The following is a 17,359-nucleotide window of genomic DNA, read 5'->3' as shown; positions in this document are numbered from 1 at the left end:
TCTCGCCGTCCTCCTCTGCGCGTGGCGTTGAACACCACGACCTTGGCACATTGCGATGCCGTCTAGGGAGGGCGGCAACCACTCCATCTGACTTGGCCTGCGGTCAGGAAGAACTTCAGCGGACGCCCCCTCGCGTCGGTGACGGCATGCAGCTTGGTGTTCAACCCACCCTTGGTCCGACCGATCAAGCGCCCGCGCTGGTCGTCAGGCCCCCCTTTTTCTCCCGCAGGCTCGAAGCCGTGCGATGCGCCTTCAGACAGGTCGCTTCGATCATGATGGTCTTCTGCTCGGTGCCTTTTGAGGCCAGCCCCTCCATCATCCTGGCGAAGACCCCCATGTCACCCCACCGATTCCATCGGTTGTAGAGCGTCTTCGGCGGGCCATATTCCTTGGGCGCATCGCACCACCTCAAGCCATTGCGATTGAAGAAGATTATGCCGCTCAAAACCCGCCGATCATCGACGCGCGGCTGCCCGTGGCTCTTCGGAAAGAACGGTCTCAGCCGCTCCACCTGCTCGTCCGTCAGCCAAAATAGATTGCTCATGATCACCCCCCGTAGCACCGGGGGCCTTGAATCACGCAGCGGCGGCGGCCTCAAGCAGATTAATGGGTCCTGACCCTAGCAGATGGCGCCCGCCAGCATGACAGCCTAATAAAATTTCTAGTATGTTCGGGGTTCAATACGCATATCCAGCGACCGTTCATAAAACCAACCTCAAATTTTAACCAATTGCGATGATTATAAGCGTCTCGATGCCTATCAGAATACGCAAGCATCATGATGCTTTTGACTTGAGATTTACTAGGTGCCATGCGTACCGATTGATATGCCTATCTCAGTGGGTCGTGTCTGGCTATACCTAGGTAGTGATGATATAACTGAAAGTGAATTTGAAATTTTCCTCCACAGATCGACCTAGAACTTGCTTCTCTCTTGAGCGATGCTTTTGATGTCGAGCAAAAGCTGCGTAGATAGTACCTTTGAATTACCTTGAGGCATGAGAAGAGAAGTTCCTCAAAATCCACACCTTCATCCTGTAACAACAGGCCCCGCCGGTGCTGAAGTCTATCCAAAGGCACGTTTATAAACTTAGCAAAATTATAGATAACCTCAGGCTCGGATTTGGCGTCTATCAATTGTTCCACAATTTTTATAGATTCTGAGATGAACTCAACATCGTCAGCATCAAAAACTAAATAGTAGACAACGATGACTCCGATTATTAGATTCCATACCGTAAAGTCTCGCGACTTGTAAGTATCATTGGGAGTATCGTTGAGATTTAATTCAAAATGGCTATCTCTAATAAAATTAATGACAGGATGCGAAGTGGTTCCGAGAAGTTCGCCAATGTCAAGATCAGTTAGCTTAATTTTGCCGACGCTCGGATCGAGAAGGACCACGATGTAGTCCATCGCGGGGGCTGACGGAGATGGTGCCCGGCCTAATGTCGGTGCATAGTAGCTTCCTGGCCAAAGTTCACTTTGCTCGGGTCGAGATGCTGTTGATGCTTCTCTTTCGTAAATTGAAGATTCGAAAATATCTTTGGGCTGCAGCATCAACTACCTCTGCGCTAGCATTCTTCGAGACACAGTTAATGTGAGCATGAATAGTTAATAATTGACTACTTCAACCTGTTGCTCTTGGAATATTAGAATCTCGTCACATTTTGTAACAAAATCAATTGCTTAGCCGGATCTATGCGCTCCCCGTGTACCGCTTCGGCCTCAGCGCGTTCAGCGATTGGATTCGGAACCTGTCCGCACCAACGGCACTATCGCGGAAATTTGATCAAGATATCATTAAAGCAATCCATCTATAATAGATAGTGAGCTTTGAATCACGGATCTGCGCGTGGAGCCGTCTACACTTCAAATAAATTAATCGAACAATTTTGATTATGTGCAAGCGTCGAGTCTTGGATGAGGCGGTCTAGCAGGGATGCATTTCGCCATTTGGCACCTTCGATAGTACAAGCCGAGAAAGAAAAATTTGTTCGTCTCTTAACATAATGGCTACCATAAATCGAATATCGGCTGGAAACCATCTAGCAGTAACACCTTGTATTTGATGAAGCTCTCTGCCTTCCGAGCCCTAGCGACATGACATTCTCCTTCGCATCCCACGCCGATAGGCAAGATTTGTTAATCTTAGTATCAGAAATCTGAAGACAAAGAAGTTTTTGGGGACCTTGGCAATCCGGCATTAAGGCAAAGGCGGCAACAATTCCCCATCTACGTATGGGATTTCTATGTACCGCACAGTTTGGGAAGGACTTAGAGGAAGTAGCGAAATTTCCCGTGATCTTCATGGGGGAAATTTTGTCGCTACCGCAAACTACATTTCAGCAAGTGATTCCTCGGCCGCAGTTGCAGATACCCTCAACCTATCATCGATGCGCTTCCCAGGAGGTGATGTTACCGAGCGCTATCTTTCGCCCACAGGTTCAACTTGGTTGGAATGGATTTCGTCTGAGCAACCAACCATCACGTTGCCTAACGGCCGCCAATTTGCGTCGCTGCAGTCGTTTCTCAATCATGCAAGTGAGCAGAATTCAGAAATTAGCATTGTTCTGCCCACTGAAGGCCTCCTGATCAGGAACCCGGACGGCACCGTTTCCGTAGATCAGGACGCACTTGATCAAGTGGTGGATTTAGCGCGGGATTTGGTATCCGGCAGGTATGGGGATATCACTATACGACAGTTTGAAATCGGAAACGAATACTACATGAACGGGAGGATGACCGCTGCCGAATATGGTTTGGTAGCCAATGAAATGGCAACCTCTCTGGGTCGAGCGTTTGAGGAAGTTGCAGCAAGCCGACCGCATGGCCTTCTTAATGAGCCTGATATTCTGGTGCAAGCAGGACCTCCTTGGGAGGGCTCTGATAATGACGTAATAATAGCCTCGTTGGATCCGGAAGCGAGACAGCATATTGACGGCGTAATTATCCATTGGTACCCCAGAAACCTTGATGGAATTGACAACCTCAACAAACACTTTGGATCTATAGACGCATGGCAGGAAGCTGACGGGTTCAGTGATCTTGATTTGCATGTTACGGAATGGAATATATTTAATAGCCCTGCCGCAGATACTGGATTCTATCAAGGATCATCTTTGATAGAGAGCTATGAGCGCCTGGCAATCCAAGAAGTTGCAACAGCGGATATCTGGGGCACGTCATTTCCCAAGCTTCTGACTCGTTTAGCAATACCTGGCGAGATAAGCGCAGATGACCCAGGGTTTCGACTTACACCCGCGGGTGAAGTGATTCGCTCTTTGTTCACAACGACGGCGGATTTGCAAGTACTTGATTTGAATATTGATCATATTGTCAATTCTACCAGCAATATAGGTGAAGAGAATGTCGATTATACGTTAGCTTCATTTGGAAACGCTGATCGAGCAGTGGTCTATATTTCATCACGCTCAGATGAGGCGCTTCGCCTGGAGCTTGAGGTAAATGAGCTTTTTGAAGATGCACATCATATTGTGGTACAAACTTTTGAACTCTACGATGATCCCACTACGTCAGAAAACGAAGCATCGCCCGACTACGCACCCTATGCGGAAGTTGTAACGCGCACTTATACAAGAGAAGAATTCTCTGACCTAATAGTAGAGCTTGAGCCCGGGGAAATTGCTCGAATTGAGTACGTAATGGGAGAGGAAGGTGTTCAGATAGAAGGACAAATTGGTTCCCCTGTACCAGGAATCTCATATGCGGACACACTTGTCGGCACGGACTTTTCCGACACCCTCCTCGGGCATCAAGGCGACGATCTATTTTATGGTGGAAAGGGAAGGGATATCCTCGATGGAGGAACAAGTAACGATCGACTGTACGGCGGCGGGGGCCATGATCTAGTTTTCGGCGGCAGTGGCGATGATCGATTAGACGGCGCTTCGGGCTCTGACGTCCTTTTGGGGGGAGCCGGCGACGATGAAATGCGTGGCGGCAATCACGCTGATCTCCTGTTTGGTGGCGAAGGTGACAATACTCTGAGAGGAGAGAATGGGGACGATACCCTTGTTGCCACGGGCGACGAAGATGTTCTCTTTGGCGGGAAAGGGGCAGACACCTTTTCAATTTCTACGACAGGCAACTCTGTTATTGAGGACTGGTCGAATGAAGATGAAGACCTGATATCATTTCAGGGCCAGTATGAAAGTGTTGATCAAGTTCGTGAAAGGATGGTCGAGGTTTACTACAGCGACAACCGTCCTGGGGATCTCATTATCGAGCACGACGGAGGCACTTTCACCACAATTCGCGGAGCTGCCGGTCAAAAGGATGCGGTTATTGATCGGCTATTTGATCATCAGCCTTTAGCCCTCAACACACTCGATCAGGCCAATCTACTGACCGTGCTCACCCCTGCTCAGGTAAAATCTTTGACAGAAGCTATGGGGTCAGAAGAATATGATGCATATAGGTCAACAATAGATCCAGCTCTACTTGCTCAGAACCTTGATGGAGAGCGGCTTTCGAGCTTTCTTAATGGGATGGACGGAATTGAAGCTCAAGAGTTCATTCGCGATATTCCAGAGTCGGATCGCCATGAACTTTTGTCCGAAATGGAAGGTCCAGAACTTAACTCATTTCTGAAGGGTTTGGACTATGAGCAGATGGTAGCCCTGCTTTCGAGCGTTGACAGCTCTCACTTTAGCGAGCTTTCGCACTCATTCGATGATGCTACGAGTCGCCACATCAACGACATGATGGCCAGATTCTTCTCGGATATGGAAAGCCTGAGCAATCTTCCCGAGGACAGTGCCCTTGATGATGCTTCATGGCTGCAAGGACTGCAATCACCCGCAAATAGGCCCCCCCTGCCGCCATCAGACGAAGAGGAGTCTGAAAATGGCGAGCCAAACGCGCCAGAAGCTCCATCCGTAGAAACAAGTGCTGGATGCTTCGTTGCGACGGCTGTTTATGCGGATCCAGATCACCCGGACGTTTGGCTTCTCCGATGGTACCGGGACGAGGTCTTAAGAGGCTGTACCTTTGGTCGCCTCTTCATAGCTGTATACTGGGTTGTTGGGCCCAAACTTGCCGAGACAGTTTCTAGATATGCATTTCTCGTTAGTCTGTTCCTAGCGATTATTCGTTTTATAGTATTGATAATATGCAGAGCTTACTTTCGAACGCCTGGCAGGCAGGCGGATCATAAAGATCATCCTGACAGTCGCTACATCACTATAGGGAAAGTAGCAAAAGAAATGGCAAAAAGGCGGGAACAGCGGTAATGGCACTTGGAATGCTCATAGCGGGAGGCATATTGCTTTCAGCATTGCTTTTGAACTTAGGTCAGGATTCTGATGAAGAGTCTATTGACCACTTGGATGATGATAAAGACGATTCGGACGGAGATTTGATTGATTATCTACCAGGCACTGATGACAATGTACATGGTGGCGTTGATGAGCCGGAAGACGGTGAACCAGCCCATGATATTGATGAGACAGCTCCCGACACAAATCTAGAAGGAAACACCCTAAAAGTCGCTATTCCTGAGAATGGTTCAGGTATAATTGATGTTACCCAATTAGAGGGGGCAGTGGAAGAGCTTCGGATCGAAAGTGACCATAGTTCTGTTCAACTATCTTGGGGGCAGGATGACGATGGCGCTTGGATCTCTGTTTCTGCGGGTGAAGGATGGCTCGAATTAGATTTTCCTGGATTTGATTCACCACCTATGGATAACATTACGCTGACTGCCTACAGCACAGCGGGCGAATTGATTCATGTGGCACCATCAGACTATATAACAGATCAAGAATCTGCAACATTTCTGTTTGGCTCACACGAGCTAATTCCCGAAGAAGACGATGGTGGTCCATTTTTTTTAATCGGCGGCGATGGCCACGACACGATACTACTGGGTGGATCCGGAGCTATTTCTGAGGTTTCTTTCGAAAGAGGTGTTTTGGAAACGTCGGGTCCTTGGACAGCCCAAATTTTTGGTGGCGCGGGGAATGACACCGTGGTCGCATCCGACGGTAATTTTCTAATATATGGGGCGACGGGGAATGACTCAGTCGAGTTGACGGAAAGTTCTGCTGTAGCGTTTGGTGGATCGGGCAATGATACGCTAGGCTCAGAAACCAATGCAAGTTTTCTATCTGGGGATGCTGGAAATGACGAGCTGCGTGGAGGTTGGGGTCACGACACGTTGATAGGTGGGGTAGGGCGCGACACATTGTTTGGAGGAGGAGGAGACGATCTTCTTGATGGGCACGGAGTTTGGATGACTGAACCGTCCCAGCGGACGGCTTCGCTTTCCAGCATACTCGAAAGTAATCCCAACTACGTATACGGCGGTGACGGAGATGACACGATTATCGCGACCGCTGGCGACATAATATATGGTGGGGACGGATCCGACAGCATTGTTGCTTATATTCAGCTGGGCGATCAGCCGGTTGATTTAAGGGATTATGATAGCTCTGACAGGCTAGTAGTCGATATCATCTTGCGCGAACCATTTAATGACGACGAAATGCGGGAGAAGATTTCATTTTATAGGTCGGAGGCATCAGTGGAGCTTCTGTTCAATGGAGAAGTGATTGTTATTCTCCCTGCCGAGAGTGTAATTGGCGACCCTAGCATTCTGGTGCGTTTTTCTGCGGCCGGGCCAGATGGCGAGTATCTTGGTTGATGTTCAAGGGTGGTGACGTTGCCCCCAACTTTTACCCGGGAGTGGAAAAGTTCTGGGGTTTCAAATTGAAGGCGACTTAGTCTCCTGCTGTCACGACGGGAGGTTTGACCATGAAAGTGCGTATTAGGATCGAAACGGAATTCGGCTGGGGCGAGCGCCGAGTACATGAAGTTGGCGTCTTGGACCGGAGTTCGACAGAGGTCAGCGCGGAAGATCTGGGGTTAAACCTTACCTAAGGGAAATTGATCCTGAAAGAGATCCAGCGTGCAGTTCTGCAGGATCAGGTCGAGGAAATCTGTGAGATCGAACGGGTTTGCCAGTCCTGCCATACCTACTTGCCCATCCATGACCGTCGCTCACGTCGGATAGATACTCTGTTCGGGCGTGTGACTGTCGAGGCACCGAGGGTCCGCATCTGCATGTGCCGTTTCCCGGGTTTTCCGGAAAGCACAGCGGCCTTCTCGCCGCTCACTCGCATGCTACCGGGAAACGCGACGCCGGAGCTTTGCAGGCTGCAGGCCGATCTGGCCGCTCGACATAGTTTTCGCGAAGCCGCTCGGATTTTGAATGTGCTGACACCATGCGCCAGACAGAACCACGCGACAATCCGCAACCGACTTGCCTCCGTCGCTGACGGTTTGGAAACCTTCTGTCCCGAGGGACAGGCGGACCCGGACGTGCAATCAGGTAGGTCCGAAATGACAGTGTTTCTGGACAGCGCATATGTTCGCTCAAGACCCGAATACCAGAGGCGGAACTTTGAAGTCATTGTCGGATCGATCGAGAGCAAAAAGGGTAACAAAAGGCGGTTTGGATTGAACCTGGCCGGGGTTGACAATCCCTTGGAATACCTGAGGTCCAATCTCAAAGCCGCTGGCTGGACGCCTAGTTCAGCCATAACAGTGTTGTCTGATGGTGATCCCGCCCTTCCACGTCTTGTGCGAAACGCAGTCAATGGAAACGTCGAACACGTTCTCGACTGGTGGCACATATCCGCCCGCATCAGGCATGTGGAAACGACGTTCCAAACCCTGCTGTCCCAGTTTGAAAATGACGAGACCTCCGATGTCGAAGCGCTTGTTGAACGGCTACGATGGCGCATCTGGCATGGCCAGACACAATGCGCGCTGGCAGAACTCGGAATGCTATTCCAGTTTGCCATGGAGGTTCGCGATTGCACCCCCGGTGATGCAAGGGAAGCGGCGCTGTCGGCAGCGGCCCGAACGATGGACCTCCAGACCTATTTGACACACAACATGTCGGCTCTCGTCGACTACGGGCGCCGCCGACGTCAAGGAAAAGCCGTCTCGACATCACGCGCCGAAGGCTTGGTCAACGAAATCGCCAACGTCCGAATGGGAAAGAAGCAGCGAATGAGATGGTCACCACGGGGCGCCCACAGGGTCGCTACAGTGAGAGCAGCCGTTCTCGATGGAAGACTGTCAACCCGGCACCTCAACGCTGCTTGAACCCCAGAACTTTTCCACTCCCGCGCCGTGTGCCGGATTTAAAGGCAACGCGACAGCTGATCTGCAGCATACTGATCGCCTTGACGAAACCTTAGGTGAAACGCCAGTGCCCCTGTGCTGGCTCAACCTCAGGACAGTATCGATGACAGTGAAAATGATCGACGCGGCCCGGCTTGGCGACACGCTGCCCTTCTGCGGGCTTCCTCCCCGCGAGCTTCTCAAGGTTGTGGCTGTGGCGAAGGTCAACCGGCTCATCGCCGGTGCCGTGTTGTTCGACGAAGGACAACCCGTCGGGCATTTCCATATGCTGCTTGCCGGCAACATCCGCTTTGTCCGTCGGACGGCAGAGGGCGACCGGATCATCGTTTTGCATGTTCCGGCAGGACAGATGTTCGGTATCGGCACGGCGCTGGGGCAGACCACTCATCGGGTTACGGCGCTTGCTGCAAGTGCTTGTGTCGTTCTCTCCTGGCCCAACGCCCTTTGGCCGGTCTTCTCCGGTGCATATGACGGCTCCGCCGCAGACACCTTGCGGACCTTCGGCATCCGAGCCGACGAGATGAGCACCCGTATTGTCGAGCTGTTCACCAAGCTGGTGGAGCAGCGGGTCGCCTGCGCCCTGCTGAGGATGATCGCCCAGTCGGGACGCAAGGTACCGGGCGGGATTGAGATTGGGGTCCCGATCACGCGGCAGAACATCGCCGACATGACTGGCACGACGCTGCACACGGTCAGCCGGTTGTTGAGCACGTGGGAGAGACAGGGCCTGATCAGAAGCTCCCGCTGCCTCGTCGTGGTCACCAACCCGCACCGGCTGGTAGTGATGGGCGGTGGCGTGGATGAGACCGGCATGCTGCGGCCCAGTCTGGCCGCCGTCGACCCAGAACTTTACCGTAAGACCGCGATCGTTGCAGCTTGCAGCTCGGCGCGAAAGGCCGCTTCGTCAATACATACTCCGCGCAGGCCGCTTGGAGATGCCCCAGGCCAGCACCTTGCGCGTGAACCAATCAATAATGGCGACCAGATAGAGATAGCCTTTGCGCATCGGCAGTATGTGATGTCGGCGCACCAGACCTGATTTGGCCGATCGGTCCGCAGCCCGCTGAGCAGGTAGAGGCACCGGATTGGCGCGAGGATGGGCGACCGCATGCGTTGGCAAGCCGTGAAGCGGGCCACGTCTGACCTTCACGAGATTGGCGAAACGCCAATCACATCGCTATGCAGGCCATACGCCGCGGCCCAGATCGCCACCGCAACGGCCAGACGCCATGCCAGATCACGCCGATTTTCGATTAGCCATGTCGGATCGAACAGTGGTGCCAGTGACAGAACAGGTGCCGCTTGAAACGCCCGGACCGCGTCGTCGCTGGCAATCGCGTTCTTTGCCCTGCCGTCAAACATCGGCATTGCGGCAAGGCTCATGCCTGCAAATCCGCCAAACAGAAGTACATGCGCAAGATCGCCATTTGGCGGCAGATGTGACGCCGACCAAAGCGCCAAAGCCCAAAGCAACGGGTGCCGGGTCAATGCTGCCAGACCGGGCGTTGCCGGATCAAGTGCCTTTGCCCCCTTGCTGCCAAGGGTAAAGGGCGAGTGGGTTCCCACACCGATCACTGCGAGGACCATCGCAAATGGCATCAAGATACCTGGCACCTTACGGGTCCATTCAGACGCGGCCCAAAGTTCCACAAAGGGTGCCCGGCTTGCGGACCCGATCAGCCATAACAGCACTACCAGGGAAACGATGCCATAGCCTGTAAAATACAGGCGACGACCGATCTTGCCGATCAGGGTTTCGCGCAGGCCGCCCCATCGCGGCAGGAAATGAGACGCCATGAAAACAACCAGCGCGCCCGCGAATTCTGCCCAACCTGAAAGGATCATTGATCCGCCTTTGCCATCAAGCTGCGGATATGGCGGGCGAAGGCCCATGTGGCAGGCACACCCAGCACCGCGCCGCCCACAACTGAGTGCACAGGGGTCAGCACGGGCCAGCCGATCCACGACCAGATCAGGGAGGCAAAGAAAACATTTACGGCCATCGCCCCTGCGCCGAACGGATAGAGGTACAGAAACAGACGCACCAAGCCGGTCCCTGAGGTCATCTGCGGCTGACCAGCCATTGTACCGCGACAAGCGCCGCGAGGAGCATCAACGAGGCAACGAGATAGGCCAATTCAGCCTCGGCGGTCTGGGGCTGCGGGATCGGCCGTTGAAAGGCTTCGGCGGCGGCAAGCGCGGGTGTCAGGGTGGCAAGCAGGATCAGGGTCAGGCGCATGTCAGCTCTCCAAAGTCAGGGATCGGTAGATATCGGGCAGGGCGTTGCGCAGCCGTGCAGGGTCGGGCAGCAAGGTAAACCCGGCTCGGCCAAAGATGCGGGCGAACCAGTCCTGCCCGTCGGCATCGACGATCACGCCATGCACCGCGTGGCCCATGCGTCGGGCCTCGCGCATGGCCATGTGGCTGTCTTCGATGCCGTGGGTGCCTTCATAATGGTCAAGGTCGTTGGGTTTGCCATCAGTCAGCACCAAAAGTAGCTTGCGCGCCGAAGGCTCGATCGCCAATTGCGCGGTAGCGTGGCGGATCGCGGCCCCAAGGCGGGTGTAGTGGCCGGGGTTCAGGCCGCCAATGCGGGCGGTAACTTCGGGCGTCATGCGATCATCAAAGCCCTTGCACCGGGTCAGAAACACCCGGTCGCGGCGCAGCGACGAAAACCCCCAGATCGCCAGCCGGTCACCCGCCGCGTCGATGCCGCCTGCCAAGGCTGCCAATGCCTCGCGCATGGTGTCGATGATGCTGCGGGTGCCCACCACAGATTCGGTCGAGCGTGAGCAGTCCATCAGGATCGCCACCGAGAGATCTCGTTCCACGTTGCGCAGGTTGCGGAAGATGCGGTCGCTGCCTTGGCCCGTTGCGCGGATGGCGACTTGGGCCGCAATCAGCGCGTCAAGGTCAAGCTCGGCCCCGTCCACCTGACGGGGCAGGATGATTCGGCGGGGATGCATCGCCTGAAACTGTTGGCGGACGCGGGACATCAGGCGCGGATCGGGGGCAAAGCGTTCGCCGGCCTGGCCTTCGGCGTCCAACACGCGGGTGTGGTCGGGCATGTAGGCGCGGGCGCGGTGGTTCCATTCGGGATAGGTGAAGATGTCGGACAGGCGCTCGTGGTCGGCGTCTTGCGGCGCAAGGTCAAGGTGCAGTCGCAGCCGGGTGGCGGGGCGTTTGTGGTGTTTGGTCAGGGCGATATGGTCCTGATCCTCGGCCGCCTTCTGAGCGTTTTCCAGATCGTCATCGTCGGTCGCGCGGTTAAGGCCCATGCTTTCGACCCACGAGAAGATCGATTCAAACCGGTGCATGATGAAACTGTCTGTGCGGTTGGCCTGCTCGTTGTCTTCACGCCTGGCCTGCTTGCGGGTGGCGGTGGCAAGCCCGGGCGGGGCGGTGGTGGTTTCCTCGCCGGGGGCGGCGGTTTGACTGCGCGCGGGGCGGTCCAGGCGCAGGTGCACGGGCACGGGCGGCAGGGGGGCGTAGCTGCGCGGGGCGGGAGGTGTGGCGTAAGTGGCAAGTGGATTGCCGATGAGAAGGGCGCCCAAGTCCTCGGCGGCCAGGCGTTCAGCGGCTGATGCAGGGTAAAGTCGCAGCGCGCCCGCGAGATAAGCGCAAAGCGCGGCATGGGGCGCGCGCAGGCCGGGGCACAGCGCAAGGGCGCGAGCGCTGGCGGCTTTCATCGCGGCAAGATGTGAAAGATCGGCCGCCAGCGGATCAGTAGGGGGCGTATAGGGCTTTGCAGTGGCGGCCAGTGCTGCCAGCCACAGGTAGGCCGCTCGGTTCAGGGTGGTATCCGGAAAGGCATCTATTGCTGCGGGCAAACGCAGGGTATCACCGTCAAACGTGGCGACATGTTCCATCACCCGCGCCTCGGCCAGATGCGCGCCCACCCCCCGGCGGTGGCGCGAGGCGGTGGCGGCGCTGGCCGCCACCTCGACCCCCGGCTTGCCACCAAGCGCGCGGAAAAGGAGTGTGACACCGGGGCGCACGGCCTCAAGCGCTACGGCATGGGCCGCAAAGCCTGCCACGGGGGCCAGACGCTGGGCCATTCCGTGCCAGAGGTTGCCGACGGTTTCCTCAGGCTCCATAAGGTCTTTGGGGTGCAGCGCCATGACTTAACCGTAGACCGAAGCGATGACGTCGCGCAGAGCTTGGGCCACGTCAGGCTCGTCCGTCAGGGGCTCAATCACGGCGGCTTGCAAGGCGCGGTCTATCGGCATGCCCCCGGCGATCAGGGTCGCGGCATAAATCAGCAGGCGGGTCGAGACGCCCTCCTCCAGATCCATGCCCGACAGCGCGCGGATGTGCCCGGCCAGCCGCACCAATGGGGCCACGCGCGCCGTATCCAGCCCACTTTCGCGCGCTACCACGGCGGTTTCGGTGGCGGGATCGGGAAAGCCGAAGGTGATCGACAGGAACCGCTGCCGGGTCGAGGGCTTCAGCCGTTTCAGGATGTTCTGGTAGCCGGGGTTGTAGCTGGCCACCAGCATGAAGCCCGCAGGTGCCACCAGTTCCTCACCCGTCCGGTCGATCATCAGGGTGCGGCGGTTGTCGGTCAGAGGGTGCAGGACCACCGTCACATCCTTTCGCGCCTCGATCACCTCGTCCAGATAGCAGATCGCCCCTTCCCGCACGGCGCGGGTCAGGGGGCCATCGACCCATTCGGTGGCACCACCGCGCAGAAGGTAGCGCCCGATCAGGTCTGCAGCGGACAGGTCATCGTGACAGGCAACGGTATAGAGCGGGCGGCCCAGACGGGCGGCCATGTGTTCCACGAACCGCGTCTTGCCGCAGCCGGTCGGCCCCTTCAGAAGAAGGGGCAAACCGTTGGCATGGGCCGCTTCGAAGAGAGCCACTTCCTGTGCGACGGGACGGTAGTAGGGGGCCGAAGGATCGACCCGATCCGGGGTCAGCGCGTTCACGTCGCCTCTCCCACCGGTTCGGGCATTGTGTTCGGGGTGATGACCTCACGCCGCACCACGACCTGGCTGTAGATGAACAGGATCGCCCCCAGCACCACGGCAATGCCTGCCCCGAAGCGCATAACGTAGAAGAGGCTGAGCTGGTCCTGCACGTCCATATAATAGTCACCGACGATGCGCTGCATGTGGGTCTGGATCGTGCCGGCAAAGGTCAGGACAAAGGTCATGAACGCCATTCCTCCGGTCATCAGCCAGAACGACACCATGTTCAGCACCTGGTTATAGGGCGCGCGTCCGCGCAGCAGCGGCATGGCGTAGGTGATGATGGCAAGGTTCATCGCCACATAGGCCCCGTAAAAGGCCAGGTGACCATGGGCTGCAGTGATCTGGGTGCCGTGGGTATAGAAGTTCACACCGTGGAACGTGTGCAGAAAGCCCCAGACCCCCGCGCCGAAGAAGGCCACCGTGGCCGAGCCAAGCGCCCAGAGAAGCGCCGCCTTGTTGGGGTGAGTGCGCCGCCCTTTCCAGACCATGATGAAGGCAAACGACATCATCGCAAAGAACGGCACCACTTCGAAGGCCGAGAAAATCGAGCCGGTCCACTGCCAGTATTCGGGCAGGCCAATCCAATAGAAGTGGTGACCGGTGCCAAGGATGCCCGAAAACAGCGCAGTGGCCACGATGACGTAGAGCCACTTTTCCACCACTTCGCGGTCGACACCCGTCAGCTTCAGCATCAGGAACGCGAGGATCGCGGCCATGACCAACTCCCAAGTACCCTCGACCCAGAGGTGGACGACAAACCACCAGTACATCTTGTCAAGGCTCAGGTTATCGGGATTGATGAAGGCGAAAATCCACAGCAGCGACAGTAGCCAAAGGCCCGTCAGCAACACGCCGGTGATGGCTGTCTTGCGGCCTGCCAGCACGGTCATCGAGATGTTGAGCAGGAAGATCACCGCCGCGACGAGGATGCCGAACTTGACCCACAGGGGTTGTTCCAGAAACTCGCGGCCCCCGTGGATGCCGACGAGGTAGCTGCCCACGGCACCAAGCGTGCCGACGACAAGTATGGCAAGTTGCAGATAGGCCAGTTTCACCGACCAGATCTCACGTTCGGATTCCTCGGGCACCAGAAAATAAGCGGCGCCGAAAAAGCCCAGCAGCAGCCAGACGATCAGCGCGTTGGTGTGGATCATGCGGATGATGTTGAAGGGCAGCACCTCCGACAGCGTGTTGGGCGAGATGTAGATCCAGCCCGCCAAAAGCCCGCCAAGAACCTGGATGCCGAACAGGCCCATGGCAACAAGGAAATAGGCGTAGGCCACCTTTTGCGTTTGATATTTCATGTCTTTCTCCTAGCCCGCATCCGTGGGCGGCCAGCCTTGGGTGTCTGTCTGATCGGCCCAGCGCAGAAATTCTGACAGGGCGCGCATCTCTTCGGGGGTGATCTCGAAATGGGGCATCTGACGCCGCCCCTCGATTCCGCTGGGCTGAGCGGCCATCCAGCCGTCCAGGGTGAGGTATGCATCCTCAGGGTCTTCCAGCACGCCCCAACGGGTCATGACATTGCCCAGTTCGGGCGCGAAATATGCCCCCTCGCCATGCAAAGTGTGGCAGTTGATGCAGCTGTGGCGTTCCCAGACATGCTTGCCCAGAATGACCTCGGGCGACAGGGGCATGCCTGCGGTAGAGATATTAACCACATAGCGGTGCGAGTGAATGGTCATGAGCACGAACACCACGACGAAAAACAGAGATCCACCGTAAAAAATGTTCCTTGCCCGTGACTTCGTAAGGATCTCTGACATTGGGTCGGTCCTGGCGATTGTTGCGGATCAGGCCTGACTACAGGGCGCAGCGATGCGCGACGTTGTTCCAGCACAACGACCGGACTGCTTTCGCAGCAGAGAAGAGGTTGCGGCACACGGCCGAAGCGGAGGCAACATGCGCGAGCCAGACCTGGACGACCCCGACCTATCGCTGCGCCTACTGTTTGATCACTGGCCTCAGATGGCTGCGGTTTTTTTGTCGCGTCGCATGCTGTGTTTTGGCTGCCCGATCGCTCCGTTTCACACGGTGATCGACGCCTGTGAGGAATACGGGTTGGACGAGGCCGCCTTTCGGACCGACCTGCGCAGGGCGGTGACCGGGTGATCGGTGCCGGCCAACGTCGCATCAAAGGACTCGGCACAGGAGGGCAGGGGGCTGCCTGCGCCGCTACTGGTCAGCACCAGCTGATGCGGATCGGTCACGACGATGTGGCAACGGGTGCTGCGGATTACCCCCTGCCGTTCCCACGCGCTGAGGACGCGGCTGACGGTGTGCAAGGTGGTGCCCGTCATGTCCGCGATGTTCTGGCGCGAGATCGGAAAGGCAATCTCGATCCCGCCCGCAACCTTGAGCCCGCATTGCGCGATCATCCGCAGCAGGGCACAAGCAATGCGTTGCTCAACCATTTTGGTGGACAACTCGACGATGCGGTCGCTCATCTCGTCGGCGCGCGCGCCATGTGCGCGAAGCGTTTCCGCCGCAAATCCGGCGTAACAGTTCGCAAAGTCCTGCCACAGCGCCGTTGGCCAGGACAGAAGCTGGCAGTCGTCTGCGGCGAGGGCCGTTTCCCGCCGCAATGTCTGGCCGAGGGGGGCACCAGTGCCGAAAATCTGACCTGCGGGCACATGCAACACGATGATCTGTTCGCCCTTAGCGGTCATCCGGACCAGACGAATTGTGCCGGCCAAGAGCAGGAAAAACCGCGCCGCAGTTTGGCCTTCGTCGAAAACTACGCTGCCCGTCATAGCCTGATTTACCCTTGCCAGATCAACCACCCGGCGCAGCTGGACCTGATCAAGGCAACAAAACGGCGGCGCACGGGCCAGCTTAAGAACGTCAAGCGCACGCATCGGAACCTCCACGGGTTGAGCCAGCACAATGTCACTCGCCGCACCTGTATGGCATGATCCCAAAGGGAATGATGCAGCCTTGTGGCGCGCGTGCCGCAGGGGCCGCACTGGATGCGTCCGAATAGGGTCTCCTTCTCAGTCAGAACCAAAGGCCAAAGCCATGTCCAAAGTCATCCGACCGCCCTTCATCGGGCCCGCCGTGTTCAGCTATGGCTTTCGCCCGTTCTTTCTGGGGGCGGGCGTGTTTGCTGTGCTGATCGTGCCGCTGTGGATGGTGATCTGGTCAGGCCAAATCGCCGTGAGAGGCCCGTTCTCGCCGCTGGATTGGCACATCCACGAGATGCTGTTTGGCTATACCTCTGCAGTGATCGCGGGATTCCTATTCACGGCTATTCCGAACTGGACCGGCCGCATGCCCACACGCGGCTGGCCATTGATGGCGCTGACCGCGCTGTGGCTGGCCGGGCGGTTGGCAGTCGCTGGTGCGCTTGGGCTTGGACAGGTTGCAGTTATGGTGGCTGACTGCGCCTTCATGGCGGCGATCGGGGTGATGGTCACGATCGAGATTGTGGCGGGGCGCAACTGGAGCAATTTGAAGGTCGTGGCAGCCGTGCTGCTGTATCTTGCGGCCAATATCACGTTTCACCTTGAGACAATGATTGCAGGGTCTGCCTACTATGGCCGTCGCCTTGGATTTGCGATGGTGGTGATGCTGATCGGGCTGATTGGTGGACGGATCATCCCCAGCTTTACGCGTAACTGGCTGGTCAAAAAGTCGCCCGAGCCGGGCGCGCTGCCGGAGCCGTTCGGGCGTTTCGACGCGGTTAGCCTTGGAGCTATGCTATTGACGCTGTTGGTCTGGGTGGTTTGGCCGATGTCGATGCCGGCAGGCGTCTTGTTGATGCTGGCCGGTGTGGGGCAGGGCGCGCGGATGTTGCGCTGGCGGGGGTGGCGGGTCTGGTCGTCACCGCTGGTCCTGATGCTGCATCTGGGTTTTGGCTTCATTCCGGCGGGGCTGGTGGCGCTTGGGTTCGCGTCTTTTGAGATATTGCCCGCCGCGGCCGGGTATCATCTGCTGGGGATCGGCGGCTTTGGCGGCATGACGCTTGCGGTGATGATGCGCGCCTCGCTGGGGCATACTGGGCGCGCCCTGCAGGCGGGGCCGGCCTTGACGCTTGCCTTTGCTTGCGTGGCTTTGGCGGCGGTTGCGCGGGTGGCCGTCCCGGTGCCCATGGGCCTGTGGATCGCGGCGGCGCTGTGGACGGTCGGTTTCGGTATCTTTGTCTGGCGCTTTGCCCAGGTGCTGACGCTTCCCAACCCGGCGCGGCGTCAACCGAATGGCCGCTGAAG

The 17,359-nt window shown here is 56.9% G+C and carries 13 protein-coding genes and 4 pseudogenes; 6 read left to right on the top strand and 11 right to left on the bottom strand.

The features are described 5' to 3' along the window. Positions 1-89: 89 nt before the first annotated feature. Both J2X53_RS21170 and J2X53_RS21165 read right to left on the bottom strand, forming a co-directional pair. Positions 90-544 (bottom strand): annotated as a pseudogene (locus tag J2X53_RS21170) (IS5 family transposase); the annotation flags it as partial. Positions 545-831: 287 nt separating this feature from the next. Then, positions 832-1,560, bottom strand: a complete 729-nt coding sequence (locus J2X53_RS21165) for a hypothetical protein (protein WP_349039480.1) — start codon at positions 1,558-1,560, stop codon at positions 832-834. Between the two features lie 692 nt (positions 1,561-2,252). On the opposite strand from J2X53_RS21165, the gene J2X53_RS21160 reads away from it, so the two are divergent. From J2X53_RS21160 to J2X53_RS21145, 4 genes and pseudogenes are all read left to right on the top strand, one after another. Further along, complete coding sequence (locus J2X53_RS21160) at positions 2,253-5,255, top strand: calcium-binding protein (protein ID WP_349039479.1); 3,003 nt, start codon at positions 2,253-2,255, stop codon at positions 5,253-5,255. Continuing rightward, positions 5,255-6,667 (top strand): calcium-binding protein, encoded by a 1,413-nt coding sequence (locus J2X53_RS21155; RefSeq protein WP_349039478.1) that lies wholly within the window; start codon positions 5,255-5,257, stop codon positions 6,665-6,667. The genes J2X53_RS21160 and J2X53_RS21155 overlap by 1 nt, the downstream gene beginning before the upstream one ends. A 110-nt stretch (positions 6,668-6,777) precedes the next feature. Continuing rightward, positions 6,778-8,136, top strand: a pseudogene (locus J2X53_RS21150) (ISKra4 family transposase). Next, a pseudogene (locus J2X53_RS21145) lies at positions 8,099-8,941 on the top strand (Crp/Fnr family transcriptional regulator); the annotation flags it as partial. The pseudogenes J2X53_RS21150 and J2X53_RS21145, both read left to right, overlap by 38 nt. Before the next feature lie 165 nt (positions 8,942-9,106). Here the strand turns inward: J2X53_RS21145 and J2X53_RS21140 are convergent. The 8 genes and pseudogenes from J2X53_RS21140 to J2X53_RS21105 all read right to left on the bottom strand — a co-directional run. Then, positions 9,107-9,249: pseudogene (locus tag J2X53_RS21140) on the bottom strand (DDE-type integrase/transposase/recombinase); the annotation flags it as partial. 72 nt (positions 9,250-9,321) lie between these two features. After that, entirely contained in the window at positions 9,322-10,020 is a 699-nt protein-coding gene (locus J2X53_RS21135) for an NnrU family protein (protein WP_349039477.1), read from the bottom strand. Beyond that, positions 10,017-10,241 (bottom strand): NnrT protein, encoded by a 225-nt coding sequence (locus tag J2X53_RS21130; RefSeq protein WP_349039476.1) that lies wholly within the window; start codon positions 10,239-10,241, stop codon positions 10,017-10,019. The genes J2X53_RS21135 and J2X53_RS21130 overlap by 4 nt, the downstream gene beginning before the upstream one ends. Beyond that, the gene (locus J2X53_RS21125; RefSeq protein WP_349039475.1) at positions 10,238-10,414 is read right to left on the bottom strand and encodes a hypothetical protein; all 177 of its coding nucleotides are present in this window, start codon (positions 10,412-10,414) and stop codon (positions 10,238-10,240) included. The genes J2X53_RS21130 and J2X53_RS21125 overlap by 4 nt, the downstream gene beginning before the upstream one ends. A gap of 1 nt (position 10,415) precedes the next feature. Further along, the gene (locus J2X53_RS21120; RefSeq protein ID WP_349039474.1) at positions 10,416-12,296 is read right to left on the bottom strand and encodes a VWA domain-containing protein; all 1,881 of its coding nucleotides are present in this window, start codon (positions 12,294-12,296) and stop codon (positions 10,416-10,418) included. Positions 12,297-12,299: 3 nt separating this feature from the next. Then, positions 12,300-13,097 carry a CbbQ/NirQ/NorQ/GpvN family protein gene (locus tag J2X53_RS21115; RefSeq protein WP_349039482.1) on the bottom strand — a complete coding sequence of 266 codons (798 nt, stop codon included), beginning with the start codon at positions 13,095-13,097 and terminating at the stop codon, positions 12,300-12,302. Between the two features lie 5 nt (positions 13,098-13,102). Further along, positions 13,103-14,455: a cbb3-type cytochrome c oxidase subunit I gene (locus J2X53_RS21110; protein WP_349039473.1), complete on the bottom strand. Its 1,353-nt coding sequence runs from the start codon at positions 14,453-14,455 to the stop codon at positions 13,103-13,105. 9 nt (positions 14,456-14,464) lie between these two features. Beyond that, positions 14,465-14,917 (bottom strand): cytochrome c, encoded by a 453-nt coding sequence (locus J2X53_RS21105; protein WP_349039472.1) that lies wholly within the window; start codon positions 14,915-14,917, stop codon positions 14,465-14,467. Positions 14,918-15,053: 136 nt separating this feature from the next. On the opposite strand from J2X53_RS21105, the gene J2X53_RS21100 reads away from it, so the two are divergent. Next, entirely contained in the window at positions 15,054-15,263 is a 210-nt protein-coding gene (locus J2X53_RS21100; RefSeq protein ID WP_349039481.1) for a DUF1858 domain-containing protein, read from the top strand. Here J2X53_RS21100 and J2X53_RS21095 read toward each other — a convergent pair. Then, complete coding sequence (locus tag J2X53_RS21095; protein WP_349039471.1) at positions 15,179-16,009, bottom strand: Crp/Fnr family transcriptional regulator; 831 nt, start codon at positions 16,007-16,009, stop codon at positions 15,179-15,181. The genes J2X53_RS21100 and J2X53_RS21095 overlap by 85 nt on opposite strands. 160 nt (positions 16,010-16,169) lie before the next feature. Between J2X53_RS21095 and J2X53_RS21090 the strand changes: the two genes are divergently transcribed. Then, entirely contained in the window at positions 16,170-17,357 is a 1,188-nt protein-coding gene (locus tag J2X53_RS21090) for an NnrS family protein (protein WP_349039470.1), read from the top strand. The last annotated feature ends 2 nt before the right edge of the window (positions 17,358-17,359 follow it).

Origin of the sequence: Pseudotabrizicola sp. 4114 (assembly GCF_031457365.1) — a bacterium.
Taxonomy (GTDB): domain Bacteria; phylum Pseudomonadota; class Alphaproteobacteria; order Rhodobacterales; family Rhodobacteraceae; genus Pseudotabrizicola.
The sequence above is the reverse complement of the archived record's forward strand: the minus strand, read 5'-3'. Positions and strand labels throughout refer to the sequence as shown.

Excerpts from the sequence above, each read along its gene's own strand:
- J2X53_RS21110 (WP_349039473.1), bottom strand. The coding sequence starts at position 14,455 with ATGAAATATCAAACGCAAAAGGTGGCCTACGCCTATTTCCTTGTTGCC.
- J2X53_RS21105 (WP_349039472.1), bottom strand. The coding sequence starts at position 14,917 with ATGTCAGAGATCCTTACGAAGTCACGGGCAAGGAACATTTTTTACGGT.
- J2X53_RS21130 (WP_349039476.1), bottom strand. The coding sequence starts at position 10,241 with ATGACCTCAGGGACCGGCTTGGTGCGTCTGTTTCTGTACCTCTATCCG.
- J2X53_RS21125 (WP_349039475.1), bottom strand. The coding sequence starts at position 10,414 with ATGCGCCTGACCCTGATCCTGCTTGCCACCCTGACACCCGCGCTTGCC.
- J2X53_RS21095 (WP_349039471.1), bottom strand. The coding sequence starts at position 16,009 with ATGCGTGCGCTTGACGTTCTTAAGCTGGCCCGTGCGCCGCCGTTTTGT.
- J2X53_RS21135 (WP_349039477.1), bottom strand. The coding sequence starts at position 10,020 with ATGATCCTTTCAGGTTGGGCAGAATTCGCGGGCGCGCTGGTTGTTTTC.
- J2X53_RS21090 (WP_349039470.1), top strand. The coding sequence starts at position 16,170 with ATGTCCAAAGTCATCCGACCGCCCTTCATCGGGCCCGCCGTGTTCAGC.
- J2X53_RS21120 (WP_349039474.1), bottom strand. The coding sequence starts at position 12,296 with ATGGCGCTGCACCCCAAAGACCTTATGGAGCCTGAGGAAACCGTCGGC.
- J2X53_RS21100 (WP_349039481.1), top strand. The coding sequence starts at position 15,054 with ATGCGCGAGCCAGACCTGGACGACCCCGACCTATCGCTGCGCCTACTG.
- J2X53_RS21160 (WP_349039479.1), top strand. The coding sequence starts at position 2,253 with ATGTACCGCACAGTTTGGGAAGGACTTAGAGGAAGTAGCGAAATTTCC.
- J2X53_RS21165 (WP_349039480.1), bottom strand. The coding sequence starts at position 1,560 with ATGCTGCAGCCCAAAGATATTTTCGAATCTTCAATTTACGAAAGAGAA.
- J2X53_RS21155 (WP_349039478.1), top strand. The coding sequence starts at position 5,255 with ATGGCACTTGGAATGCTCATAGCGGGAGGCATATTGCTTTCAGCATTG.